24 protein-coding genes are annotated in these 24,720 nt (G+C 73.1%); 11 read left to right on the top strand and 13 right to left on the bottom strand.

Annotation, left to right across the window (positions count from 1 at the left end):
• Positions 1-105: 105 nt before the first annotated feature.
• Together AC3EN4_RS16925 and mobA are read right to left on the bottom strand one after the other, a co-directional pair.
• Positions 106-369: a DUF6457 domain-containing protein gene (locus tag AC3EN4_RS16925; protein WP_435206749.1), complete on the bottom strand. Its 264-nt coding sequence runs from the start codon at positions 367-369 to the stop codon at positions 106-108.
• The gene (mobA, locus tag AC3EN4_RS16920; RefSeq protein WP_435206748.1) at positions 366-1,037 is read right to left on the bottom strand and encodes a molybdenum cofactor guanylyltransferase; all 672 of its coding nucleotides are present in this window, start codon (positions 1,035-1,037) and stop codon (positions 366-368) included. The genes AC3EN4_RS16925 and mobA overlap by 4 nt, the downstream gene beginning before the upstream one ends.
• Positions 1,038-1,205: 168 nt before the next feature.
• Between mobA and fdhD the strand changes: the two genes are divergently transcribed.
• Positions 1,206-2,084: a formate dehydrogenase accessory sulfurtransferase FdhD gene (gene fdhD, locus AC3EN4_RS16915; protein ID WP_435206746.1), complete on the top strand. Its 879-nt coding sequence runs from the start codon at positions 1,206-1,208 to the stop codon at positions 2,082-2,084.
• 21 nt (positions 2,085-2,105) lie between these two features.
• Here fdhD and AC3EN4_RS16910 read toward each other — a convergent pair whose 3' ends face one another.
• The 3 genes from AC3EN4_RS16910 to AC3EN4_RS16900 form a co-directional block, all read right to left on the bottom strand.
• Positions 2,106-2,423 carry a helix-turn-helix domain-containing protein gene (locus tag AC3EN4_RS16910; protein ID WP_421473766.1) on the bottom strand — a complete coding sequence of 106 codons (318 nt, stop codon included), beginning with the start codon at positions 2,421-2,423 and terminating at the stop codon, positions 2,106-2,108.
• Positions 2,420-2,755, bottom strand: a complete 336-nt coding sequence (locus tag AC3EN4_RS16905; RefSeq protein WP_435206745.1) for a type II toxin-antitoxin system RelE/ParE family toxin — start codon at positions 2,753-2,755, stop codon at positions 2,420-2,422. The genes AC3EN4_RS16910 and AC3EN4_RS16905 overlap by 4 nt, the downstream gene beginning before the upstream one ends.
• Before the next feature lie 90 nt (positions 2,756-2,845).
• Complete coding sequence (locus AC3EN4_RS16900) at positions 2,846-3,892, bottom strand: DUF4192 domain-containing protein (RefSeq protein ID WP_435206744.1); 1,047 nt, start codon at positions 3,890-3,892, stop codon at positions 2,846-2,848.
• A gap of 152 nt (positions 3,893-4,044) precedes the next feature.
• On the opposite strand from AC3EN4_RS16900, the gene AC3EN4_RS16895 reads away from it, so the two are divergent.
• From AC3EN4_RS16895 to AC3EN4_RS16875, 5 genes are all read left to right on the top strand, one after another.
• Positions 4,045-4,959, top strand: a complete 915-nt coding sequence (locus tag AC3EN4_RS16895; RefSeq protein WP_435206743.1) for a fructosamine kinase family protein — start codon at positions 4,045-4,047, stop codon at positions 4,957-4,959.
• Entirely contained in the window at positions 4,956-5,969 is a 1,014-nt protein-coding gene (gene moaA / locus AC3EN4_RS16890) for a GTP 3',8-cyclase MoaA (RefSeq protein WP_435206742.1), read from the top strand. The genes AC3EN4_RS16895 and moaA overlap by 4 nt, the downstream gene beginning before the upstream one ends.
• 3 nt (positions 5,970-5,972) lie before the next feature.
• A complete protein-coding gene (locus AC3EN4_RS16885) occupies positions 5,973-6,227 on the top strand; it encodes a MoaD/ThiS family protein (RefSeq protein ID WP_422737504.1) in 255 nt (84 codons plus the stop codon).
• A gap of 13 nt (positions 6,228-6,240) precedes the next feature.
• Positions 6,241-7,491 (top strand): metallophosphoesterase, encoded by a 1,251-nt coding sequence (locus AC3EN4_RS16880; protein WP_435206740.1) that lies wholly within the window; start codon positions 6,241-6,243, stop codon positions 7,489-7,491.
• Between the two features lie 61 nt (positions 7,492-7,552).
• Positions 7,553-10,753: a UvrD-helicase domain-containing protein gene (locus AC3EN4_RS16875; RefSeq protein WP_435206739.1), complete on the top strand. Its 3,201-nt coding sequence runs from the start codon at positions 7,553-7,555 to the stop codon at positions 10,751-10,753.
• Between the two features lie 152 nt (positions 10,754-10,905).
• Here the strand turns inward: AC3EN4_RS16875 and AC3EN4_RS16870 are convergent, their stop codons facing one another.
• Entirely contained in the window at positions 10,906-11,535 is a 630-nt protein-coding gene (locus AC3EN4_RS16870) for a prepilin peptidase (RefSeq protein ID WP_435206738.1), read from the bottom strand.
• Between the two features lie 10 nt (positions 11,536-11,545).
• Positions 11,546-12,550, bottom strand: coding sequence for an EamA family transporter (locus AC3EN4_RS16865; protein ID WP_435206736.1), 1,005 nt, complete (start codon positions 12,548-12,550; stop codon positions 11,546-11,548).
• Between the two features lie 552 nt (positions 12,551-13,102).
• On the opposite strand from AC3EN4_RS16865, the gene AC3EN4_RS16860 reads away from it, so the two are divergent.
• The 3 genes from AC3EN4_RS16860 (at position 13,103) to AC3EN4_RS16850 (ending at position 15,747) form a co-directional block, all read left to right on the top strand.
• Positions 13,103-13,543 (top strand): LppU/SCO3897 family protein, encoded by a 441-nt coding sequence (locus AC3EN4_RS16860; RefSeq protein WP_435206854.1) that lies wholly within the window; start codon positions 13,103-13,105, stop codon positions 13,541-13,543.
• A 420-nt stretch (positions 13,544-13,963) separates the two neighbouring features.
• Positions 13,964-14,374 (top strand): LppU/SCO3897 family protein, encoded by a 411-nt coding sequence (locus AC3EN4_RS16855; protein WP_435206853.1) that lies wholly within the window; start codon positions 13,964-13,966, stop codon positions 14,372-14,374.
• A gap of 134 nt (positions 14,375-14,508) precedes the next feature.
• Entirely contained in the window at positions 14,509-15,747 is a 1,239-nt protein-coding gene (locus tag AC3EN4_RS16850; protein ID WP_422737509.1) for an AAA family ATPase, read from the top strand.
• A gap of 28 nt (positions 15,748-15,775) precedes the next feature.
• On the opposite strand, the gene AC3EN4_RS16845 is transcribed toward AC3EN4_RS16850, so the two are convergent.
• Positions 15,776-16,324 (bottom strand): GNAT family N-acetyltransferase, encoded by a 549-nt coding sequence (locus AC3EN4_RS16845; RefSeq protein ID WP_422737510.1) that lies wholly within the window; start codon positions 16,322-16,324, stop codon positions 15,776-15,778.
• Positions 16,325-16,458: 134 nt separating this feature from the next.
• Here AC3EN4_RS16845 and AC3EN4_RS16840 point away from each other — a divergent pair, with 134 nt between their 5' ends.
• Both AC3EN4_RS16840 and AC3EN4_RS16835 read left to right on the top strand, forming a co-directional pair.
• Positions 16,459-17,004 (top strand): DoxX family protein, encoded by a 546-nt coding sequence (locus AC3EN4_RS16840; protein WP_435206735.1) that lies wholly within the window; start codon positions 16,459-16,461, stop codon positions 17,002-17,004.
• Between the two features lie 215 nt (positions 17,005-17,219).
• Positions 17,220-18,665 carry a glycosyltransferase 87 family protein gene (locus AC3EN4_RS16835; RefSeq protein ID WP_435206734.1) on the top strand — a complete coding sequence of 482 codons (1,446 nt, stop codon included), beginning with the start codon at positions 17,220-17,222 and terminating at the stop codon, positions 18,663-18,665.
• A gap of 6 nt (positions 18,666-18,671) precedes the next feature.
• On the opposite strand, the gene AC3EN4_RS16830 is transcribed toward AC3EN4_RS16835, so the two are convergent.
• From AC3EN4_RS16830 to AC3EN4_RS16810, 5 genes are all read right to left on the bottom strand, one after another.
• The gene (locus AC3EN4_RS16830) at positions 18,672-19,100 is read right to left on the bottom strand and encodes a molybdenum cofactor biosynthesis protein MoaE (RefSeq protein WP_433536276.1); all 429 of its coding nucleotides are present in this window, start codon (positions 19,098-19,100) and stop codon (positions 18,672-18,674) included.
• Complete coding sequence (locus AC3EN4_RS16825) at positions 19,097-20,353, bottom strand: molybdopterin molybdotransferase MoeA (protein ID WP_435206733.1); 1,257 nt, start codon at positions 20,351-20,353, stop codon at positions 19,097-19,099. Before AC3EN4_RS16825 ends, AC3EN4_RS16830 begins: the two co-directional genes overlap by 4 nt.
• A gap of 53 nt (positions 20,354-20,406) precedes the next feature.
• Positions 20,407-20,877, bottom strand: a complete 471-nt coding sequence (locus AC3EN4_RS16820) for a MogA/MoaB family molybdenum cofactor biosynthesis protein (protein WP_435206732.1) — start codon at positions 20,875-20,877, stop codon at positions 20,407-20,409.
• Positions 20,874-21,365, bottom strand: a complete 492-nt coding sequence (moaC, locus tag AC3EN4_RS16815) for a cyclic pyranopterin monophosphate synthase MoaC (protein WP_422737516.1) — start codon at positions 21,363-21,365, stop codon at positions 20,874-20,876. Before moaC ends, AC3EN4_RS16820 begins: the two co-directional genes overlap by 4 nt.
• Before the next feature lie 265 nt (positions 21,366-21,630).
• Entirely contained in the window at positions 21,631-24,423 is a 2,793-nt protein-coding gene (locus AC3EN4_RS16810) for an ATP-binding protein (protein WP_435206731.1), read from the bottom strand.
• Positions 24,424-24,720: the final 297 nt, after the last annotated feature.

The raw sequence follows: 24,720 nt of genomic DNA, 5'->3' as shown, positions 1-24,720 counted from the left end.
TTCCGATCACCCTACCCACGGTCCACGGACGCCGAATCAGCCCGGACCGGGATCGGACACCCGCCAACGTCCAGTCGTCGTGACGCCCCGCACGCGGCGCGGCGGTCAGGAGGTGGGGTCGGCGAGTTCGGCGTCGAGTCCGACCGGCCAGTCGGCCGCGAGGGCGCTGAGCCGGGCCGCGGCGTCCGCCGGATCGGCACCGCGACCGACGGCCAGCCCCAGCAGGTACGCGGTGACCGGTGCCCCCGGTCGCACCACCTGGTGGGCGACGTCGCGGGCGAGGTCCAGCACCGCCGGCACCGGCACCTCGGCCCGATCGAGGCCCACCTCCGCGCAGGCCGCCGTGATCCAGTCGTCCAACACCGTCATCGCAGCAACTCCCTAGCCCGGCGTACGTCCTCGTCAGTGTCGCAGTCGAACCAGGGCGGTGGACCCGCGCCGACCCACGGCACCTCCCGGACCACGAGCCGGGCCATCAGCGCCCGTACCGCAGCACCGGCCAGGCCGCCGTCACGCTCGGCCGCCAGCCCGGCCAGCGCGGTCCGCAGCGCGTCGACCCGCCACACCCCGCACAGCGACTGCCGGCGGCCGTCCGCGTCGACGAAGCACACCCCGTCGACAGATTCCGGGGCCAGCACAGCGCCGGCTCGCGGGCCGGAGGGGCCGTCCACCGGGGCGGCGAGCGCTGGACTCTCAGCGGCGGCGAGGTGGGTCAGCAGGTCGCCGATCGCGGCGCGGGTGAGCAGCGGCAGGTCGGCGGCGAGCAGCGCGACGACCGTCGTGTCGGGGTCGAGCAACGCCAACCCGGCCGCGGTCGCGGCGACCGGACCACCGCCGGGCGGATCCTCCCGGGTCACCCGCACCTCGTCCGGCAGGCCGTCACCGGAACCGACCAGCACCCGGGACGCGGCATCACCCACCGCCGCCAGGACCCGGTCGCGCATCGAACGGCCACCGACCGGGAGCGCGGGCTTGTCCACCCCACCCATCCGGCGGGCGGCCCCACCCGCGAGCACCACAGCGGCGTACGTCCCCACCCGGCCACGGTAGCCGTGTCGGCGCTCGACCGTCGGGCGCGGCGGGACGCCCGATGCTCACCGGCCGGGCGGCCCGCCCGATTCCCGGGACTCGACCGTCGGGCGCGGCGGGACGCCCGATGACCGGCGGCCGTGCGGAGCGGCCGGGGCGAGGTGCAGGATGGCGGGATGGGACGGGCAACTGACCGACGGGGCGTACTGCGGATCGACCTGAACGCGGCGGTCGACGGACGCGCGTCGGTCCGCCGGCCGGACACGCTCGCCGTGGAGGAGCCGCTGGAGATCCGGGTCGGCGCGGCCGGTCCGGGACGGCGCAAACCGCTCGCCGTCACCATGCGTACCCCCGGCGACGACCTGGACCTGGCGATCGGCTTCCTGCTGACCGAGGGCCTGATCCGGTCGACCGACGACGTGCTGACCGCCCAGCTCTGCTCCGGTGTCGAGACTCCGAACACGTACAACGTCGTGGACGTGGTGCTCGCCCCCGGGGTGCCGGAGCCGACGGCGGACCCTTCCCGGAACTTCTACACCACCAGTTCCTGCGGGGTCTGCGGCAAGGCCAGCATCGACGCGATCCGTACCCGCTCGCTGTTTCGGGTCGCCCAGGACCCGCTCGCCGTGCCGGCCATCCTCCTCGCCGAGCTGCCCGACCGGCTGCGGGCGGCCCAGCGCGCCTTCGACCGCACCGGCGGGCTGCACGCGGCGGGGCTGTTCACCCCGGCCGGTGAGCTGGTGGTGCTCCGCGAGGACGTGGGCCGGCACAACGCCGTGGACAAGGTCATCGGTTGGGCGGTGCGGGAACGCCGCCTGCCGTTGGCCGGGCACCTGCTGCTGGTGTCCGGACGGGCCAGTTTCGAGTTGACCCAGAAGGCGTGGATGGCGGGACTGCCGCTGCTGGCCGCCGTCTCCGCACCGAGCACCCTCGCCGTCGAGCTGGCCGAGGAGGCGGGCATGACGCTCGTCGGCTTCCTGCGCGGCCAGACCATGAACGTGTACGCCGGCCCGCAGCGGATCACCGTCGAGCAGCCGGCCCGGCACGAGAGTTGACCCAGCCGGTGCTACGTCGGCTCAGGCCGCCTCCACCTCGACGATGCCGTGCGAAATCTTGAACTCGAACTCCAGGCCGCTACCTGCGGACAGCTTGGCGAGCGTGGCGATGGACGGCGGTTGGTCACCGGACTCCAGTCGCGCGATGACCGATTGAGTCATGCCGACCATGCGGGCGAATGCCGTCTGGGTCAGGCCGTTCTCGGCGCGGTACCGGACGATGCGGAGAGCCACGTCACGAGCGAAGGCCGAACGGTCCCACTCTGCGCGGAACGCCGGGTCCTGATCGCGATCCTCATCAATGACCTGCTGAGCGGTCTTGAGATCACCGACCTTCATCGGTCCTCCTCCACATCCTTGAGCCTCTCCTGAGCCGCTGCGACGGCCCTGGCGAAGCCTCGGCGATGAACATTGGCTTCCGGGCCGACGGCGCCGATGACGAACACCCGGCCGACGCCCGAATAGAAGGCGCGCCACCGGCTGCGGCCTCCCCGTGGGCGCAGTTCGCGCAGGTTGACGGCGCTACGGACGCTACTCGAGTGCGGGTAACCGAGATTGGGGCCCAAGCTCTCCAGCTTCTCCACGGCGTGGCCAATTGCCGCCCGCTCCACTGCGGGCAGTGCGTCCAGCTCGACTATCGCCTCCGGGTGGTAGAGCACTAGCCAGGGCATGCGCACCCACTATAGCAATTTTGCGATACGCGGCGTGGCTGTCCGGGGAGCTGAGCATGGGCTCGCGGGCGAAGGCGTGCCGCGCGGGGGTCAGCGGCGGCCACGGCGGCGTCGCTTGCGGGGGCGGACCACGCCGGGCATACCGACCGAGGGCCAGCCGTCCAGCTCGGAGGGGGGTACGCCGCGCCGGAGCAGGTCGTCCAGGAGCAGGGCGAGCGAGTAGTCGGGGTGCAGGCTCAGCGTGCGTTCCAACGCGACCGCCGCCAGCGCGCCCTGCCCCGCCCGCCATGCCGCGAACGCCAGTAGCGCCCCGGGCGCGGCGGTCAACTCCGGCTCGGCCCGGCGCAGCACGTCGGTCCAGAGGTCGATGTCCCGGTCGCGGCCGTCGGTGCGTTCCCAGGCATGGTCGCGGACCGGCAGGTGACCGAGCAGCAGGCTGAGCCAGGCCACCTCGTCGTCGTCGAGCCGCTCGCCGCGCCGCTGCCGGCGTTGCGCGTCCCGAACCGCGGCGACGCCGGCGGAACGCACGGCCCGCCCGCCGAGGAGGTCGCTGGCGGGCGCCTGCTCGATCAGCTCGACCAGTCGTCGTTCGGCCCGGGCGGTGGCGGCGCGCAGTGCCTCGCGGGCCAGGCCGGTCACCGGCGACACCTGCGCCACCAGGGCGGCCCGGTCGGGGAGTGCGACCTGACCGGCGAACACGGCCGAGGCGGTCACCGCATTGGCCTGTGGGTCGTAGCGCCGACCCTCGGGTGGGCAGCAGTCCGCCTCGGTGCACAGGTAGGACCACCACCGCCCGTCGGTCACCCGGAGCGCGTCGAGCACCTCCAGGCCGGCTGCCGTGAGGGCGGCGCGTACCGCGTCCACGCTCGGGGTCACCCGCTCGGGCGGGCCGTAGCCCACCACGGTGGCGGCCTGGGCGCCCTGCCGGTGGATCACGCCGGCCAGGTGCCGGGCGCGGTCGACCAGGTCCGTCGAGGGATCGGGCAGGTCGGCGCGGGCGGCGAAGATGATCTGCCGGCCGCGCAGCGCCACCGCGACCACACTGTCGGCGGGGTGGAAGCCGAGCAGGTACGGCACGGCGGCGATCAGGTCGGCGGGCGAGCGGACGGTGAGCTTCGCACGTTCGGTCGAGGTCATGCAGGGAGGCTGCGCCCGAGCTGCGGCACCTTTCAGCCCCTGTGGATGACACGCGGCTTATCCACAACTACGGAACGTATTCATGCTGGTAGACGTCATTCGATGTGCTCACACGACACCACGCTGTCATGGGCAGCGGCTACCGTGCGCTGATGGACCTGGCGTACCTACGCGCACACCCGGCACACCTGCCGACGTTCCGGACCCATCAGCGGCTCCGGGAGACGCCGGTCGCCGGGGGCGACATCTGCGCCGCCGCCCGGCTGACCCTGGACGACGGCCACTCGGTCTTCGCGAAGTCCTGGCCGGAGGGGGCCGACCGGCCGGCGCCCGAGGGCTTCTTCGCCGCCGAGGCCGCCGGGCTGCGTTGGCTGCGCGAGGCCGACGCGATCGGCGTACCCGAGGTGATCGTGGCGCTACCCGACCTGCTGGCGCTCGACTGGGTGGAGCCCGGCGAGCCGACGCCGCAGGCCGCCGACCGCTTCGGTCGGGAGTTGGCCGCCCTGCACCGGGCCGGCGCGCCCGCCTTCGGCGCCCCCTGGGCGGGCTTCATCGGCGCGCTCGCCCAGGACAACACCCCCGACGACGGTCCCTGGTCGACGTGGTTCGCGCGGCGGCGACTCGCCCCCTACCTGCGCCTGTCCGTCGACGGCGGCGCGCTCACCAGCAGCGACGCCGCGCTCGTCGAGCGGGTGATCGCGGGGATCGACGACTTCGGCGGGGACGAGCCGGCGGCCCGCGTCCACGGCGACCTGTGGCCGGGCAACGTGCTGTGGGGCACCGACGAGCGGGCCTGGCTGGTCGACCCGGCTGCGCACGGCGGCCACCGCGAGACCGACCTCGCCCAACTGGCGCTCTTCGGCGGGGTGGCGCACCTCGACCGGGTGCTGGCCGCGTACCGGGAGAGCTGGCCGCTGGCCGACGGTTGGCGCGACCGGGTGCCGCTGCATCAGCTGCATCTGCTCCTGGTGCACACCGCACTGTTCGGTGCCGGCTACCGCGATGCGGTTGTCCAGCTCGCCCGAGCCGCCCTGGGTGGCGTCGAGCGCGCTACGGTCGACCGGTGAGTGTCGACCGACGTACCGACGGCGTCCTCGTCGACCGGTACGGCCGTGTCGCGCGGGATCTGCGCGTGTCCCTCACCGACAAGTGCAACCTGCGGTGTACGTACTGCATGCCGGCCGAAGGGCTGCCCTGGTTGGCCGGCCCGCAGCTGCTCACCGACGACGAGATCGTCCGGCTGGTCCGGGTCGCCGTCGAACAGCTCGGTGTGACCGAGGTGCGGTTCACCGGCGGGGAACCGCTGATCCGGCCCGGGCTGGTCGGCATCGTGGGCGCGGTCGCCGCGCTCGACCCCCGCCCACGGATCTCGCTCACCACCAACGGCATCGGCCTGGACCGGCTGGCGCCCGCGCTGCGTACGGCCGGTCTGGACCGGGTGAACGTCTCGCTGGACACCCTGGACGCGGCCCGGTTCACGCAGCTCACCCGCCGTCCCCGCCTCGACGCGGTGCTGGCGGGGCTGGCCGGTGCGGCGGCCGCGGGTCTCGACCCCGTGAAAATCAACGCGGTGCTGATGCGCGGCGTCAACGAGGACGAGGCACCGGCGCTGCTCCGCTTCGCGCTCGACCACGGCTACCACCTGCGGATCATCGAGCAGATGCCGCTGGACGCCCAGCACGGCTGGGACCGCGACACGATGGTCACCGCCGAGGAGATCCTCGCCTCCCTGCGTACCCACTTCGACCTCAGCCCCGACCCGGCCGAGCGCGGCGCGGCGCCGGCCGAGACCTGGCTGGTCGACGGCGGCCCGGCCCGGGTCGGCGTGATCGCCAGCGTCACCCGGCCCTTCTGCGGCGACTGCGACCGCACCCGGCTGACCGCCGACGGCCAGGTCCGTGCCTGCCTGTTCGCCACCGAGGAGTCCGACCTGCGGTCCGCGCTGCGCGACGGCGCGACCGACGACGAGTTGGCGCGGCGGTGGCGTACCGCGATGTGGGGCAAGCGCGCCGGGCACGGCATCGACGACCCCACCTTCCTCCAGCCGACCCGGCCGATGTCCGCGATCGGAGGTTGAGTCGTGGAGCCGAGGCCGCTGACCGTCCGCTACTTCGCCGGGGCGCGGGCCGCCGCGGGCCGCGCCGAGGAGGTCACGCCCGCCGGTCGGTCTCTCGACGACCTGACCGCCGAACTGGCCCAGCGGCACGGCGACCGGCTGGCCGCCGTGCTGCGGGTGGCCAGTTTCCTCGTGGACGGCGTCACCTGCCATGATCGTCGGGCACCCCTGCCGGGCGGGGCCACGATCGATGTCCTACCCCCGTTCGCGGGCGGCTGAGGGGGGCGAACACATGTTGGCGGTTCTCGGGTTCCTGGGTGTCCTGGCGCTGGTCACCGGCCTGATCCACCTCTACCTGTGGAAGCGCCTCGTCCGGGACACCACGACGCCGGGCCGCTGGCGTCGGATCGGCGGGATCGCCGCCCTCGTGCTGGCGGTACTCGTACCGGCCACCCTGGTCGGCACCCAGGCCGGCCTCTACTGGCTCGCGTGGCCGGGCTACCTGTGGCTGGCCGTGATGTTCTACCTGCTGGTCACGCTGGTCGTGCTGGAAGCGCCGATGCTGGTCACGCGACTGGTGCTGCGCCGCCGGGTGACCGCCGCCGAACCGACCGCCGCCGCCCCCGAGCCGGTACTGGTCGGGGCCGCCGGGCCCGCCGATCCGCCGGCCGCCGGGGCGGTCGCGGTACCGGACCACGACCCGGGCCGCCGCCTGCTGCTGGCCCGTGGGGCGGCCATCTTCGCCGGCCTCACCGCCACCGGCATCACGGGGTACGGCGTCCGCACGGCACTCGGCCCGCCGCACCTGGACCGGGTGCAGATCCCGCTCAGCAAGCTCCCGCGCAGCATGGACGGTCTGCGCATCGCCACCGTCTCCGACATCCACCTCGGCCCGCTGCGCGGCCGGGCGCACACCGAACGGATCGTCGCGGCGATCAACCGGCTCGACGCGGACCTGGTCGCGGTCGTCGGCGACCTGGTCGACGGCTCGGTCGCCGAGTTGGGCCCGGCCGCCGCGCCGCTGCGGAACCTGCGCTCCCGGTACGGCAACTTCTTCGTCACCGGCAACCACGAGTACTACTCCGGAGTCGAGGAGTGGGTCCAGGAGGTGGACCGGCTCGGCCTGCGGGTGCTGCAGAACCGTCGGCAGGAGATCCAGGCCCGGGGCGGTGTGCTCGACCTGGCCGGCGTCAACGACCTGGACGCGGATCCGGCGGGCACCGGCCTGGCCGCCGGCCCGGACTTCGAGGCCGCCCTCGGCGACCGCGACCCGAGCCGCCCCGTCGTTCTGCTCGCACATCAGCCGCTCGCCGCCAAGCAGGCCGCCCGCTACGGAGTCGACCTGCAACTCTCCGGGCACACGCACGGTGGGCAGTTGATGCCGTTCAACCTGGCCGTACGCCTCCAGCAGCCGGTGGTGAGCGGGCTCGGCGAGGTGGACGGCACCAAGGTCTACGTGACCAACGGCGCCGGTTTCTGGGGCCCGCCGGTGCGGGTGGGCGCCGAGCCGCAGATCAGTCTCGTGGAGTTGCGCTCGGCATAGCGGACGTCACGTCCGCGCGTGGCGCAGGGCGGCCCGCGCGGCGGGCGTGACAGGATGCGGCGTGCCCCCGTTCAGCGCCGTACCCCCCGGTGGCCTCCCTCCCTTCGTCGCGGACCTGCACATCCACTCGAAGTACTCGCGCGCGTGCAGCCGCGACCTGACCCTGCCGACCCTCGGATGGTGGGCGCGGCGCAAGGGCATCGCCCTGCTCGGCACCGGCGACTTCACCCACCCTGCCTGGTACGACCACCTGGTGGAGTCGCTGCGCCCGGCCGAGCCGGGGCTCTACCGGCTCAGTCCGGAGGCGGAGCGGGACATCGCCCGCCGGCTGCCGCCACGGCTCGCCGGTACGACCGACGCGGACGCGGTCCGGTTCATGCTGAGCGTGGAGATCTCCACGATCTACAAGCGGGACGATCGCACCCGCAAGGTGCACCACCTGATCTACCTGCCCGACCTGGCGGCGGTGGCCCGTTTCAACACCGCTCTCGGGCGGATCGGCAACCTCGGTTCCGACGGCCGACCGATCCTCGGCCTGGACTCACGGGACCTGTTGGAGATCACCCTCGAAGCCAGCCCGGACGGCTATCTCGTGCCGGCGCACATCTGGACGCCGTGGTTCTCCGCGCTGGGCTCGAAGTCCGGCTTCGACGCGATCGCCGACTGCTACGCCGACCTGGCCGAGCACATCTTCGCCGTGGAGACCGGCCTCTCCTCCGACCCGGCGATGAACTGGCGGGTCGGCAGCCTGGACGGCTACCAACTGGTCTCCAACTCGGACGCGCACTCGCCGCCGGCCCTCGGGCGGGAGGCGACCGTGCTGACCGCCGAGCGGGACTACTTCGCCGTCCGGGAGGCCCTGCGTACCGGTGTCGGCCTGGCCGGCACCATCGAGTTCTTTCCCGAGGAGGGCAAGTACCACGCGGACGGGCACCGGCTGTGCGGGGTCAACTGGTCCCCGGAGCGGACCCGGGCGGCCGAGGGCCGCTGCCCCGAGTGCGGCAAGCCGCTCACCGTGGGTGTCCTCAGCCGCGTGGAAGAACTGGCCGACCGTCCCGAGGGGCACCGGCCGGCACACGCCCGGGACGTCACCCATCTGGTGCCGCTCGCCGAGATCCTTGGCGAGATCAACAAGGTGGGCCCCCGGTCGAAGAAGGTCGAGGGGCGACTCAACGAACTGCTCGCCGCGCTCGGCCCCGAGCTGGAGATCCTGACGACGACGCCGTTGGCCGACATCGCGCAGGCCGGTGGTGAGCTGCTCGCCGAGGGGATCGGGCGGCTGCGGCGAGGCGACGTACGCCGGGTACCGGGTTACGACGGCGAGTACGGGGTGATCACGCTGTTCGATCCGACGGAGCTGGGCAGGGGCGCGGGCACGGCACAGGAGACGCTGTTCGACGTACCCGTGTCCGTGCCGGCGCAGCGACGACCGGCGGAGCCGGCGGCTCGCGCGACGGCCAAGCGCCCGGCGGCGGCCAAGGCCGAGCCGAAGCGCAAGCCGACCCCGCCTCCCGCACCACCGATCGCGCCGCCGCCGTCACCGCACGAACCGTTCGAGCCGATGCTCTCCGGCATGGAGGAGGTCGGCACCGGCCTGCTGGACCGCCTGGACGCGATGCAGCGGGTGGCGGCGTCCGCCCCCGGCGGACCGCTGCTCATCGTGGCCGGACCGGGCACCGGCAAGACCCGAACGCTGACCCACCGGATCGCGTACCTCTGCGCGGAGCTGAACGTCTTTCCGGAGCACTGCCTGGCGATCACGTTCACCCGTCGCGCGGCCGAGGAGCTGCGGCACCGCCTCGACGGGCTGCTCGGTCCGGTCGCCGAGGACGTCACGGTGGGCACCTTCCACGCGCTGGGGTTGACCATCCTGCGGGAGAACGCCGACGCGGCGGGCCTGCCGGCCGGCTTCCGGATCGCCGACGACGCCGAGCGGACGGCGGCCCGGTCGGAGGCCGGCGACGATGCCGCCAGCTACACGGCGTTGCTGCGTAAGCAGGACCTGGTGGACCTGGACGAGCTGGTGACCCTGCCGGTGGAGCTGCTGCGGGCGGACCGGAAGCTGGTCGAGCGGTACCGGGACCGCTGGCGGTGGATCTTCGTCGACGAGTACCAGGACGTCGACGCGGTGCAGTACGAGCTGCTGCGGCTGCTCAGCCCTGCCGACGGCAACCTGTGCGCGATCGGTGACCCGGACCAGGCGATCTACTCCTTCCGAGGTGCCGACGTCGGCTACTTCCTGCGTTTCTCGCAGGACTTCACGGACGCCCGGTTGGTCCGACTGAACCGCAACTACCGCTCGTCGGCGCCGATCCTGGCCGCCGCCGTGCAGGCCATCGCGCCGTCCTCGCTGGTCCAGGGACGGCGACTGGATCCGGCCCGGCTGGACCCGGAGGCCCCGCTGGTCGGTCGGTATCCGGCGTCGTCCGTGGCCGACGAGGCCGACTTCGTGGTCCGGACGGTCGACGAACTGGTCGGCGGGCTGTCGCACCGGTCGCTGGACTCGGGCCGGATCGACGGCCGCTCCACGACGCTGTCGTTCTCCGACATCGCCGTGCTGTACCGCACCGACGCGCAGGCCGCTCCGATCGTGGACGCGCTGACCCGGGCCAACATTCCGGTGCAGAAGCGCTCGCACGACCGCCTGCGGGACCGGCCCGGGGTGGCGGTCATCGCCCGCGAGCTGCGGCACTCCGACGGGCTGGCGGGGTCGCTGGCGGCCCGGGTGCGGCTGGCCGGCCAGGTGGTCGCCGAGCGGTTCGCGGTGCCCACCCTGGACGGCGGCGGCAGCGGGGTCCGCCCCGAGGACGTCCGCGCCGCGGTGGACCTGCTGACCCCGCTGGCCCACCGGTGCGGCGACGACGTGGAGGCGTTCCTGTCGCAGTTGGCGACAGGGGCCGAGGTGGACGCGCTCGACCCACGCGCGGAGGCGGTCACCCTGCTGACCCTGCATGCCGCGAAGGGTCTCGAGTTCCCGGTGGTCTTCCTGGTCGGCGCCGAGGACGGACTGCTGCCGCTGCGCTGGCCCGGCGCGACGCCCGACGAGGACGCGGTCGCCGAGGAGCGCCGACTCTTCTTCGTCGGCCTGACCCGGGCCCAGGACCGGCTGTACGTCAGCCACGCCGCCCGACGGACGCGGCACGGCGTGGAACGGGACTGTCCGCCCTCGCCGTTCCTCGCCGCGATCGACCCGGGCCTGTTCGAGCGGTTCGGCGAGACCGAACCCCGCCGCCCCAAGGACCGCCAACTCCGCCTGATCTGATTCCGCTGGGGAGCCCGGGGGCCAGCTGGCACGTTGAGCGTGATGACTCAGAGGCATCAAGATGACTCAGAGGCATCACGCTCTTTCGACAGGCGGCCGGGCCAGGTCCCGGCACGGGCGAAGCCAGGGCACGGCACGGGCGGGCCCCAACCTCAACCGAGGAGCACGCCGAGCCACGCGCCGGTGAGCAGGGCCGGACCGAGCGGGAGCAGGGTGTCGCGGCGTACCCGTCGCGTGGCGAGCAGCCCGAGCACCAGCCCACCCTGGAGCAGGTGCGCCAGCAGAAGCCCGGTGAGCAGGGCGTCCTGACCCAGCCAGCCGAGCGGCAGTCCGAGGACCGCGGCGAGCTTGACGTCCCCGAAGCCGAGCCGGGATCTCGGCAGCAGGGCGAGCAGCACGTGCGCCGCGCCGGCGAGAACCGCACCGACCACAGCACCGACCAGCCGCCCCGGAGTGCCGGCCAGCAACGCCGCCCCGGTCAGCCCGCCGAGCGCCAGTGTGCCGGCGGCGACGACCAACGCGTCGGGCAGCCGCAGGCACGCCAGGTCGACCACGGCCAGCACCAACCCCACCACCGCCACCGCGACGAGGACCGGCAGCGCCGGGTCGTCGCGCCGCACGGTGGCGAGCCCCACGAACACCACGACCGCCAGCGGCGGACAGAGCCAGGCCGACCCGATCCGCCGGGCCGGCGGGTCGACGAACCGCCGGGCCAGCGAGGGTACGACGAGACCGACCAGCCCGCCGAGCAACGCCACCCCCACCAGCGCAGCCGCCGACATGGACCGGACGTTACCGGCGGCCCTCGATCGGCGTGGCCCCCGAACGGGATCCCGCGCCCGGCCGTCGAGGACGTTCGGTGCTCACCACCAGGGCCACCCCGGCGACGATGACCGCCCCGCCGAGCAGCACCTGCGGCGTGATCGGCTCGGCCACGAGCAGCGCGCCGAGCGCCACCGCGACCGCCGGGTTCACGTACGCGTACGTCGACACCAGCGAGATCGGCGCGTTCTGCAGCAGCCAGACGTACGCGGTGAAGGCCACCAGCGAGCCGGCCACCATGAGGTAGCCCAGCGCCAACCAGGACCGGGCGCTGACCGTCGACGGGTGGAAGTCCCGCAGTTCGCCCCGGCCGGCGGCGACCACGGCCAGCGCCAGCGCGCCGGCCGCCATCTCGTACACGGTCGCCACGAACGGGTCGGCGGGCATCCGGATCCGTCCCGACAGGAACGACCCGACCGACCAGGCGGCGGCCCCCGCCACCACCGTCAGCGCACCGACCAGCGGCACCGCCTTCGCGCTGCCGGCGGGCAGCACCAGCAGCACCAGACCGGCGAAGCCCACGGTGACCCCGGCGAACGTCCAGAGCGGCGGCCGGTCGCCGGTGGCCGACCGCAGCAGCACCACGAGCAGCGGCACGGTCGCCACCAGCAGGGCGGCGACGCCGGAGGGCAGCGCCACGCCGGGTGGTCCGGACTCGGCGAGCACGACCAGGCCGTTGCCGCCGGCGAGCAGGAGCACACCGACCAGCGCGGCGGAGCCGAGCTGTCGACGCTCCACGCGGAGGGCGCCCGGCCCTCGGCGCAGCCGCAGCACCACCGCGAGCACCAGGCCCGCCACGGCGAACCGCAGGGCGGCGGACAGCAGCGGCGGCACCGTCTCCACCGTGATCCGAATGGCCAGGTAGGTGGAGCCCCACAGCAGGTAGACCACGATCAACGCGGTCCAGACCAGGCTCGGCGCGGTGTCGGCGCGGCGGCCGGATGCGGCGGCGGCGCTCGGTGGAGATGAGCTCATCGGTGGACCACGCTACGGTGACCTCGGAGTCGGCGTCGCGCATTGGTGGCCGGCCTCTCACCACTTGTGCAGGAGGGCGGCATGACGAACTACGGACCACCGGGTGAGGGCTACGGACGCCCGTGGCGTGGGCAGCGGCCCGACGAGACGCCCGACCGGCCGCCGCAGCAGCCCTATCCGCCGGCCGCGGAGCCCTACCCGCCGACGGTCCAGCCCTACCCGGTGGCGTCGCAGCGACCCGGCCCCTACGGCGACGGCCCGTACGGCGGCGCACCAGCGGCGCCCCACGGCGGGGGCCAGTACGGCGGCGGCGCAGGCAGCCAGTACGGCGGCGGCACCGGCGGGCAGTACGGCGGTGGAGCGGGCGGACAGTACGGCGGCAGCGCGGGCGGACAGTACGGCGGCACCGGCGGACAGTACGGCGGTGCGGCCTCGGGGCCGTACGGCGGCGGGTACCCGGCCGTCGACCGCAACCCGGGCTACGGCCCGGCGTCCTACCGGCCCGACGATGACGATCCGGTACCCGCGCCGCCGAAGCGGGGGCGGGGACCGCTGGTCGCGGTACTGGCCGTCGTGGTGCTGCTGCTGGTGGCCGGCGGTGGCGCGTACTGGTTCCTGCGGGGGTCGGACGATCCGGCGTCGACGACGGCCGCGCCGACCGGTTCCGCCGGTGCGGCAGAGCCCAGCGCCGCCGCGAACGAGCCGGACGAGCCGGTACCGAGCGCCGCCGCGCCCGAGTCGTCGGCCGATCCGCGATTCGTCAAGGTCGGACAGTGTGTCCGCAACGACGGCGTGGCCGGAGGCAAGCCCAAGCTTCTGATCAGCGGCTGCGCCCCGAAGTCGTACGAGGTGCTGCGCCGGATCGACGGCGCGACCAGCGGTGAGCGCGACGCCGAGGCCAAGTGCGCCAAGGTGGAGGGCTACACGAACTGGTACTTCTTCGACAGCGAGCTGGACACCCTCGACTTCGTGCTCTGCCTGAAGCAGCGCTGACCACCCACCCCTGGGGATGACATGACGACCTACGGACCACCGGGTTCCGGGCAGCCGGACGACCCGTACCAGCGTCCGCCGACCGGTCCCGGCGGCCCGCCACCGGTCGACCCGACGCTCCCGCAGTGGGGACCACCACCACCCCAGCCTGAGCAGTGGGCGCCCCCGGAGCAGCCCTCGCAGTGGGCGCCCCCGGAGCAGCCCGCGCAGTGGGGTGGCCCGGAGCAGCCGACGCAGTGGAACGCCCCGCCGCAACCGGGGCAGTGGAACGCCCCGCCGCAGCAGCCGACGCAGTCGGACGTGCCGCCGGGGCCGTTCCCGCCCGCCCCCGGCCAGCCGGCGCCGCCGTGGGGGCCGCCGCCCGGCGCGTACCCGATGCCGCCGGCCGCTCCCGCGGGCCGGAGCGGCCGGAAGGTGGCCCTGATCGTCGGGCTGGTCGTGCTGCTTCTGCTGTGTCCCTGCCTCGGCCTCGCCGGCTGGGCGGCCTGGCGCATCGCCGACGCCGACAACGACGCCGCGCCCGCGCCGTCCGCGACCGCCCCCGTCGTCCCTCCCGGCCTGCCCAGCGATGCGCCGAGCCCGGTGCTGCCGTCGCCGGACGAGGAGGAGGAGTTCGCCAAGGGCGACTGCGTGGTCAACGACGGCACCGAGGCGGACGCGGAGCTGCGCAAGGTGCCGTGCGGCCCGAACACCTACCAGGTGCTGCTGCGGATCCCGGCGACCACCGACGGCGACCGCTGCCAGACGCTCGCGCCGCAGGCGACCGCGAACTACGTGCACGACAATTCGATCGACCTGTTCGACTACGTGCTCTGCCTGAAGAAGCGGTAGTCGATTCCCGAAACTAGGGCTGTCTAGCGTGGACGCTAGACAGCCCTAGTTTTGTATCGACGGTCTCGACACGCCGGTAGCCTCATCTATCCATATCTAGCTTCGCAGCTAGAGGGCCCGATACTCTGCGATGCGTGGATCCGGTCCGCAACCCGTACGCCCCGGGCGCCGGCCAGCGCCCACCCGAACTCGCCGGGCGGGGGCGCGAGCTGGACGTGTTCGACATCGTGCTGGAACGCATCGCCCGCGGCCGGCCCGAGCGGAGCCTCATGCTCACCGGGCTGCGCGGCGTTGGCAAGACCGTCCTGCTCAACACCCTGCGGTCCCAGGCGATCAACCGGCTGTGGGGCACCGGCAAGATCGAGGCGCGGCCGGACCAGTCACTGCGCCGCCCGGTCGCCGCCGCGCTGCACATGGCGGTCCGCGAACTCGCCCCACGCCACCGCGCCCCCGACCGGATCGACGCCTTCCTCGGGGTGCTCAAGGCGTTCGCCCAGCGATCCGCGCCGGCCGGTCGCGGTGCCGCACCCAAGCTGCGTGACCGGTGGCAACCCGGCATCGACGTACCGGCCGCCAGTGGCCGGGCCGACTCCGGCGACATCGAGATCGACCTGGTCGAGCTGTTCACCGACGCCGCCGCCGTGGCCAGCGACGTGGGCACCGGCATCGCGCTCTTCATCGACGAGATGCAGGACGTCGGGCCGGAGGACGTCTCGGCACTCTGCGCCGCCTGCCACGAACTGTCCCAGCTCGGCGCCCCACTGATCGTCGTCGGCGCCGGGCTACCGCACCTACCGGCCGTGCTCAGCGCCGCCAAGTCGTACTCGGAACGGCTCTTCCGCTACCAGCGCATCGACCGGCTCGACCGGATCGCCGCCGATCAGGCGCTCTGCGCGCCGGCCGAGCGCGAGGAGGTGGAGTACGAGCAGAAGGCGCTCGACCTGCTCTACGAGAAGTCCGGCGGCTACCCGTACTTCGTCCAGGCGTACGGGAAGGCGACCTGGGACCATGCGCCACGGTCGCCGGTCACCGCCGCGGACGTCCGGGTCGCCGCCCCCGAGGCCGAGGCCGAACTGGCGGTCGGGTTCTTCGGCTCCCGGTTCGAGCGGGCCACTCCGGCCGAACGGGAGTACATGCGGGCGATGGCCACGCTGTCCCTGGTGGAGGGCGAGGCCGGCGACGCGGTCCGCGACGACATGGACGCCGCCGTGCCCACCGCCGAGATCGCCCGCGCCCTCGGCCGCAAGCCGGCCAGCCTCTCCCCGGCCCGGGACGCGCTGATCAAGAAGGGGCTCATCTACTCGGGCGAGCGGGGCACGGTGGCGTTCACCGTCCCGCACTTCGGCCGTTACCTGCGCACCCAGCCGGCCTGACCGCGCTACCGCCGGCCGCGCCGGAGCGTCAGACCTGGGACCAGGGCGCGGGGAAGACCACCTCGCCGCGCGGCGGGGCGCCCTCCTCGCTGGTGGACGGCGGCAGCACCAACGCCTGCCACGGCTCGCCGAGACCGGCCCACGGGCTGCTCAGACCCAGCTCGGCGGCCGGTCCGAAGCCGAAGCGACGGTAGAAGGCCGGGTCGCCGAGCACCACGACCAGCCGCTCACCCAACTCGGTGGCGGCGTCCAGGGCGGCCTGCACCACCGCGCTGCCGTGGCCGACCCGCTGTCGGTGCGGCGCCACCGCCACCGGCCCGAGTGCCAGGGCCGGCGCCACGGCACCCCGTTCGGGGCGTACCCGCACCCGGGTGAGCAGCGCGTACCCGACGACCTCGCCGCCGTACTCGGCGACCATGGCCAGCTCGGGCAGCCAGGCGTCGGTGCCCCGCAGGTCGTCGACAAGTCCCACCTCCGGCGGCGTCTGCACCTCCGGGCGGGCGAACGCCGAGGCCAGCACCCGACGCACCGGACCGGCGTCGGCCGGGTCCTCGGGGCGGAGCCGTAGCGTCGTCACCCGCGCGACGTTACCCGTCACGCCCCGTCCATCAGCGATGGTCGCTCGATTCGGCGTGGCGCGCGGGCACGCCGACCGATCCGGATCCGACGGTTGCCCGGGTAGCAAACGCCGCGACGGGGTATGACTGATCCATGACGCCCGTACGTTCCCTCGCCCGCGCCATGTTGAGCGGCATCTTCGTGATCCAGGGCTACCGCAACCTCCGCAACCCGCACCGACTGGCGGAGACCGCCAAGCCGGTGACCGACAAGGTCGCGCCGTTGTTGCAGAAGGCGCACCCGAACTTCCCCACCGATACGGAGTCGTTGATCCGGCTCAACGCGGCGACGCAGGTCGGGGCGGGCCTGATGCTCGCCACCGGGCGGTTCAGTCGGCCCGCCGCACTGGTCCTCGCCGGAACCCTGGTGCCGGTGACCATCGCCGGGCATCCGTTCTGGAAGAACGACGACCCGATCGCCAAGAACAACAACCAGATCCACACCCTCAAGAATCTCGGGCTCCTCGGCGGTCTCCTCCTCGCGGCCGTCGACACCGGCGGCAAGCCCGGCGTGCGCTGGCGTACGGGTCACCGCATCGGCCACTCTCGACGTTCGGTGCAGCGCGCCGTACGCACCGCCCGCCGCGAGGCACGGATCGCCGTCCGCTCGGCGGCGACCGCACGCCGGCTACCAGGCTGACCTGCCTCGATGCCTCTCGTTCGCACCCCCACCCCCCGCTAAGGCCGCGAATTACCTGAACCACCCGGTAGGCGTTAACGCGGTGGAAATGTCAAAAACATGTGTGGGATCGGACACGGTCGCATAACGCGGGAGGCACTGACGTGAGGCGCCGTTCTAGGCTCCGTGCAGGACCTGGAAGGCTAGGACGACCTTGGTACGGGGGTGGCCACGCCATGCCGACGACTGTCGGTAGACGGGCGGACCGCCTCGCCCCAGTTCAGCGCATGACCCGGGGGATCGATCGCAGGAATGTCGTACGGGGCGCCCTCGTGGTCGCCGTCGCCTACGCCGCATGGCTCGCCATCGGGGAATTCGGGCGACCGTACAACTTCTTCGACATGAAGATCTACCACGGCGCGGTGGTGTGGTGGGCGAGCGGTCACGAGCTCTACGAGTTCATCGCGCCCGGCACCACCCTCGGCTTCACCTACCCGCCGTTCGCCGGGCTCGTCATGTTGCCGATGGCGCAGCTCCCGATCGGCGCGGCCGGGATGGTCAACGCCGTCGCCAGCATCGCCGCGCTGGCACTGGTGCTGGCCGGGCTGCTGCGGCCCATCGTGGACCGCTTGGCGTGGCCACTGTGGTTCACCGTGGCCCTCGCCGTTCCGCTCGCCGTCGCGATCGAGCCCAGCCGCGAGACCCTGGGCTACGGCCAGGTCAACCTCCTGCTGTTCGCGCTCATCATGGCGGACCTCATCGGGCTGCGCTGGCGCTCCCGCCGGGGCACCCACTACGCCGCGACCGACGGCCCGCTGCTGCGCTTCGTCTACGGTGGCGCCTGGGCGGGTGCCGGCATCGGCCTGGCCACCGCCGTCAAGCTCACCCCGGCGCTGTTCATCGGCTACCTGCTGATCACCCGGCAGTGGCGGGCGGCGGCCACCGCGACCGGCACCGCGATCGGCGTGACCATCGGAACGTTCGCGATCGTCGGCGACGAGTCACGCACCTACTTCGGCAGCGTGCTCTGGCAGACCGAGCGGGTCGGCGCGGCCGACATGACGCCCAACCAGTCGCTCGCCGGCCTGCTGGCCCGCCTGTACGACTCGATCGAGACCCCCGGCCTGCTCTGGCTCGCCTTCTCGGTGCTGATCCTGGCGCTCGGCCTGTCCCGGGCGGCCAGTTCGCGTGCCGACGGCGACGAGTTGACCGCGTTCACGCTCGTCGGCCTGACCGCCAACGTGATCAGCCCGATCTCCTGGACGCACCACCTCGTCTGGGTGATCCCGGCGATCATCGTGCTGGCCGACGCCGCCGTACGCCGCCGCGAGGCGAGCAGGGGCCTCGCGCAGCGCACCGGCCAAGGGTCGGCGTTCGGTGGCCTGAGCGGCCTCAACGCCCTGCGCCCGCCGATCTGGTATCCGACGCTGACCGGGCTCCGGCACGGCGTCGCCGCGATCGGGCTCTACCTGCTGTTCCTGGTCTCCCCGATCTGGCCGTACGAGCACCAGTTGCCGGAGGTGTCGCACTACCAGGACGGCCTGTTCGGGGCGCTGATGGAGAACTCGCTGGCGCTGGCCCTGATCGTGCTGGTCGCGGCCCTGCCCTGGCGGCCCGGTGCCGAGCCGGCCTTCTACGGCGAACGACTCGCCCGGGCGGTCGTGGTCAACGGCCGTCGCTAGGTCAGATCAGGGGCAGTTGACCCACTCCTCGGTGCCGTCGGCGAAGACCTGCCGCTTCCAGATCGGCAAGCGGGCCTTGGCCTCGTCGACCAACCGGGCACACGCGGCGAAGGCCGCGGCGCGGTGCGCCGTGCTCACCGCGGCGACCAGCGCCACGTCACCGATGGCCAACGGGCCGACCCGGTGCGAGACCGCCACCGCGTACACGTCGGGGTCGGCCGCGATCTCGGCGGCGACCTCGCGCAGCACCTGCACGGCGCTCGGGTGCCCCTCGTAGTCCAGGCTCACCACCGCCCGCCCGTGGTCGTGGTCGCGGACGACGCCCTGAAAGGAGACGACGGCACCGGCCCGCCGGTCGGCGACCGCCGCCTCGTGGGCGGCGAGGTCCAGGGGCCGGTCGGTGACCTCGACAACGGTGATCGCCGGCGCGGTCACGACGGCCGCTCCCCGGGCAGCAGCGGCAACGGCACGATCGGCACCCGGTCGCCCGGCGCGCCGCTGGTGCCCGGCCGGATGACGGCGAACCCGTCGGCGCCCGCGAGGCCGCGCAGCATCGCCGAACCGACATGCCGCACCGGGTACGCCGTACCGGCGGCCCGGTCCAGCCGAACCAGCGCCAGATGGGTGTGGTCGCCGCGACCGGGCACCGCCTCGGCCAGGGTCGCCTGCGGCAACACCGGCATCGAGCGACCCGCAAGGCCGGCCAGCAGCGGCGCGACCAGGGACACCAGCGCGACGATGGCGGACTGCGGATTGCCCGGCAGACCGGCAACGAACCGGACCCGCCCGTCCGGATCGACCAGCCGGGCCAGCAACATCGGGAAGCCCGGCCGGACCGCCACCGTGTTGACCACGTAGTCGGCGCCGAGCGCCTCCAGGGTCGGGTGCAGATGGTCGACCGGACCGTGCATCGTGCCGCCGGTGGTGCAGACCAGGTCGGCGTTGGTCAGCGCCGCCCGCAACGCCGCCACGTGCGCGGGCAGCGTGTCGGCCACCGGCCCCACCACGTCCGAGGGCCGGACCTGGCAGCCGTACCGCCGCAGCCACGCCGGCACCGCCGGGCCCAACGCGTCCCGCACCCGGCCCGCCCCGGGCGGACCAGCGGTCAGCAGCTCGTCGCCGAAGACCAGCAGCGCGGCGCGCGGCGCGCGCCGGACCCGCAGCGTGTCGTGCCCGCAGGACGCGGCCAGGCCGATCACCGCCGGGTCGACCGGCGTGCCGACGGGCAGGAGCTCCTCATCGGCGTACGCCTCCTCGCCCGGCTGCCGCCACTCCGGCGTCCGCCGGGGCGTGCCGCTGACGAGGCCGTCGGCGACGGTGGACTCCTCGACGCGCAGCACGGTGCTGGCGCCCGCCGGAACCATGGCCCCGGTCGCGATCTCGACGCTCGTGCCGTCGTCGGTCAGCGGTGCGGGAGTGTTACCGGCCAGCACCCGGCCGACGATCCGCCACGGCCCGTCGCCCCGGACGGCCCAGCCGTCCACGCTGGAGGTCGGGAACGCGGGCAGGTCGGTGCGGGTGGTCAAGGGCTCGGCCAGGGTCAGCCCATCGGTGTCGACAAGTGGCCGGGCTACGGCGGGCAGTGCGGCGGCAAGGCCCACCGCGTACACCCGGGACCGCGCCTCCTCCCACCCGGCCGGCGGGGGCGCGGCCACCTGGTCCGCCGTTGGTGTGGTTTCCGTTCGCACCGACCGAGCCTATCGGCACCGACCGACGCGTGGCGGGGCCTGGGACGACCGGCTCAGTGGTCACCGCCACGCAACTGGTCGACGGTGTGGTTGAGGATCGGCCCGAGCACGGCCAGCCCGTCGCGGGCGCCGCCCGTCGAGCCGGGCAGGTTGACCACCAGCATCCGGCCGGCCACCCCGGCCACCCCTCGGGACAGCACCGAGGTGGGCACCCGCTCTCGACTGTGTGACCGGATCGCCTCGGCGATGCCGGGAATCTCGTAGTCCAGCAGCGCCCGGGTCACGTCCGGCGTGCGGTCGGACGGCGTGACGCCGGTGCCACCGCTGGTCACCACCACGTCGACACCGTCGGAGAGGGCGTCCCGCAGCGCGTCGCCGACGGGCTCACCGTCGGGCACCACCACCGGATCGTCCACCTGACAGCCCAACTCGCGCAGACCCGCGACGAGCAGCGGCCCGCTGGTGTCGGCGTACACGCCGGCCGCCGCCCGATTGGACGCCACGATCACCCGGGCCCGGATCACGGCCGGTCCTCCGGTCGGACCCACTCGCCGGTCTTGCCGCCCTCCTTGCGGAGCACCCGGACCGCCTCCACCGAGGCCGCCGGGTCGACCGCCTTGACCATGTCGATGAGCGCGAGGCCGGCGACCGCCACGGCGGTCAGCGCCTCCATCTCGACTCCGGTCCGGTCGGCCGTGCGGGCGGTAGCGGTGATCTCCACGGTGTCGGTCGTCAGTCGCAGGTCGACGGTGACGCCGTGCAGGGCGATCGGGTGGCAGAGCGGGATCAGCTCCGGAGTGCGCTTGGCCCCCATGATGCCGGCGAGCCGGCCCACCGCCAGCGCGTCACCCTTGGGCAACCCGTCACGGTGCAGCAGGTCGATGACCTCTGCCGTGGTGCGCAGACGGCCCGCGGCGACGGCCAGCCGACCGGTCACCGACTTGGCGGAGACATCGACCATGCGGGCCGCGCCGGTCCGGTCGACGTGGCTGAGCTGCGCGGGTTCGGTCACGGCCGTGAGCCTATCGGTGCGGTACGACGCGTGGGCGCGCGGAAGGGGCGATGGCCCAGCAGCGCGCCGGGTGCGACGGCGCGTCCACCGGGCCATCACCCCTTCCTGGCCGGACCCGCCACCGGCGTCGCTGGGGGGTGACCCGGTGGCGGGCGTGTCTCGACGACCTGGTTCTGCCCAGGGGCAGAACCTCCCCCGTTCGTCGATACGTGTGAGAAGCTACCGAGCCCGGCGATAAGAAATCGATAAGCGATGTTCGAGCAGGTCAGCGACCTGCGTCGGCGTCCAGTTCGGCGAGCTTCCGCTCGACGTCGAGGCGTTCCGGCACGCCCATCCGACGGAAGATCGCGAGGGCCCGCTCCCAGTGCCGCCGGGCCTCTGCCGGATCGACGGGGGCGAAGTGCTCGGCCAGCCCGGCCAGTGCCCGCCCCTGCTCATGCGGGTGCGCGATCCGGGTCGCCAGACGCAGGGCCTCGCGGTGCATCTCCGCTGCCTCATGGTCCCGCCCACGGGCCCGCAGCGTTCTGCCCAGTTCGTTCAACGCCGCGGCCTCGACGTGCCGTTCACCCGAGCGGACGGCCAGATCCCGAGCCGCCTCGTGCTCCCGTTGGGCTTCCGCCAGCCGGCCGAGACCGCGGTACGCGATGCCGAGATCGTTACGCACCTCGGCCTCGGCGTAGCGGTGGCCAGTGCGGTCCCGGAGCGCCAGCGACGCCACCAGGATTCGGACCGCCGGCTGGAAGTCACCCATCCGGGCCCGGACGGCCCCGATGTGGCTCAGGGCGTTGAGCACATGGAACTCGTTGGAGTTGGTCCGTGCCCACGTCAGGTGGAGACGGTGGAGCCGCAGCGCCTCTCGATGCAGCCCGAGCGTCATCAGAGCCGTGCCCAGGTTCGGCAGCACCACCGGCACGCCGACGTTTCCATACCCCTTGTAGTCGCGCAGGCTCTCCCTGCCCACCTCCAAGGCGTCCGCGAGGCGACCGCCCCACCAGTAGACGGCGGCGAGATTGGTGCGGTACCGCGCGGTGTTCAGCACGTCCCGAGACGCGCGTGAGAGGTCCACGGCGCGGGTCAGGTGCTCGAGCGCCCACTGATTGTCGCCCGTGCGGACGTACGCGGAGGCCAGGTAGTTGTTCATCAACGCCATCGCGTTGGTCTCTCCGGTCGCCTCTGCGGCGGCCAGTCCGTACCGATGGGCTCGGATGATGTCCTCGAAGTACCCGCGGATGTAGCAGAAACGCCAGAGGGAACGCGCGAGCCGCCAGGCGTGTTCGGGGAAGCCGGAATCCTGTGCTGCCGACACCATCGTCACCAGGTCGGTCCGTTCCGTCTCCAACCACTCGACGCCCGGCTCTCCGACGGACTCGAGTAACTCCGGGCGGCCGAACGGGAGGCGCGTGAACTGGGAGCCGATCACGCCCGGTTCGAGCGTCTCGGCGACCCGCAGCGTCGCTGCCAGCACGAAATCGAAGAGCTGTCGCAGAGCGGCCTGCCGATCGACGGCGGGGTCGATGTGCGAGCACAGTTCGACGGCGTACTGGCGCACGAGGTCATGCAGGCGATAGTGGGTTGAGTCCAGATCCTCCACCAGGTGCCGATCGGTGAGGTCGTCGAGCGCCACCTGCGCTTCCGCCACCGTCAGGCCGGTCAGCGCGGCGACCACGGGCGGGCTCAACCGACTGCCCGGGTACAGGCCCAGGAAGCGGAAGACGCGCTTGATCGACTCGGGAAGAGGCCCGTAGGAGGCAGCGAACGCGCTGGCGACCGTGCTGTTCTCCCCGCCCAGCCGGAGGAGAACCGAGGGGGTACCGGCCATCTGTGCGGCCAGGTCCGCCAACCGCCAACCGCGGCGGTGGGCCAACCGGGCGCTGGCCAGCCGGATCGCCAGCGGGAGACGGCCGCAGCGCCGTACCACCTCGACCGCCGCTTCCGGCTCGGCGTCGACCCGTTCCCGGCCGACGCTCAGGGCCAACAGCTCTACGCCCTCGTCGGAGGACATGACCGGCAGGGACTGCGACGCCCCGAGATCAGGATGGGCGAGCCGACGTCGCGACGTCACCAGCACGACGGCGGTCGGCTCGATCGGCAGAAGGGGAAGGATCTGGTCGCTGCTGGCCGCGTTGTCCAGAATGATCACCGACCTCCGGCGGGCCAGCTCGCGTCGCCAGAGTTCGGTCCTGTCCTCCAGGTCGACCGGCACCCGTTCGGGCGGCACCCCGAGCTGGCGAAGCAGGACAACCAGGGCTGACGCCGGTTCCGTCGCGTCCTTGGCACCATGCCCGCGCAGGTCGACGTAGAGCCGGGCGTCCGGATACCTGTCACTCAGTCGACGGGCCAGATGCACGGCAAGCGTCGTCTTGCCGCTGCCGGCCATCCCGTCGATGACGTGCACGGCCGGAACGCGGTCCTCGACACGACGGGTCTCCGTCAGCAGCCGCGACACCACCGTCTCGCGACCGACGAAGTCGACGACCGACCGGGGCAGATGGTCCACCGGGTTGACTGCGGGCGACCGACCGGCCGTCGGGTCGCCCGTGGACACGGGTGCGGTGGTGGTCGCCCGTCGTACCGTGCTCTCGCGCCGACCTGGAACATCCACGCGGTTCGGCGCTGCGGCGATCCTCCGCCGCAGCTCTTCGAGGTTGGCGCCCGGACTCACCCCCAACTCCGTGATCAGGTGCTTGCGGATCTCGTCGTACGCGACGAGCGCTTCGGCGTTGTCCCCGCGCTCGTGCAGGGCACGCATGAGGAGCAGGTACGTCGGCTCGCGGAGCGGATGGCGCGCGACCACCTCCCGCAGCGGCGGGATCGCCAGATCACCTCGACCGGAACGCAGGTGGACGTCGGCGAGCAGTTCCACCGACAACAGTCGCTCCTCCTCGACCGCGACCGTACGGGCTTTCAGGACCGGGCCGAGCGGAACACCGGCGAGCATGGGGCCCGACCACCTGGCCAGGGCACGGCTCAGCAGCTGACCGGCCTGCTCCAGGTCGCCCGCCGCCAGCGCCTGTCGACCCGAACTCGACTCCGACTCGAAGCAGAAAACGTCAATCATGTGTGGCTGCGCGTCGAGTCGGTAGCCGTTCCGCTGCCGCGCGATAGCTCCGCACCCGGGCTGCAACGCGTCAAAGCCTCGGCGCAGATTAGCGGCGTACGTCCGCACATTCGCCACTGCGGATCGCGGCGGACGGTCGGCCCATAGCTCGTCGACGAGTTCGTCCACGCTCACCAGTTGGCCGGGTTGCACCGCGAGCATTGCGAAGATTGCCTGCTGTTTGGGAGTGCCCGTGCGCAGGGTGCCGCTTGGAAGTTGCGCCGAAAGGCCGCCCAGAAGCCGAATCTCCACCGTCCC

It is taken from the genome of Micromonospora sp. bgisy143 (genome assembly GCF_057708145.1).
Note: the sequence above shows the minus strand (reverse complement) of the source record. Positions and strands in the feature narration are given on the sequence as shown.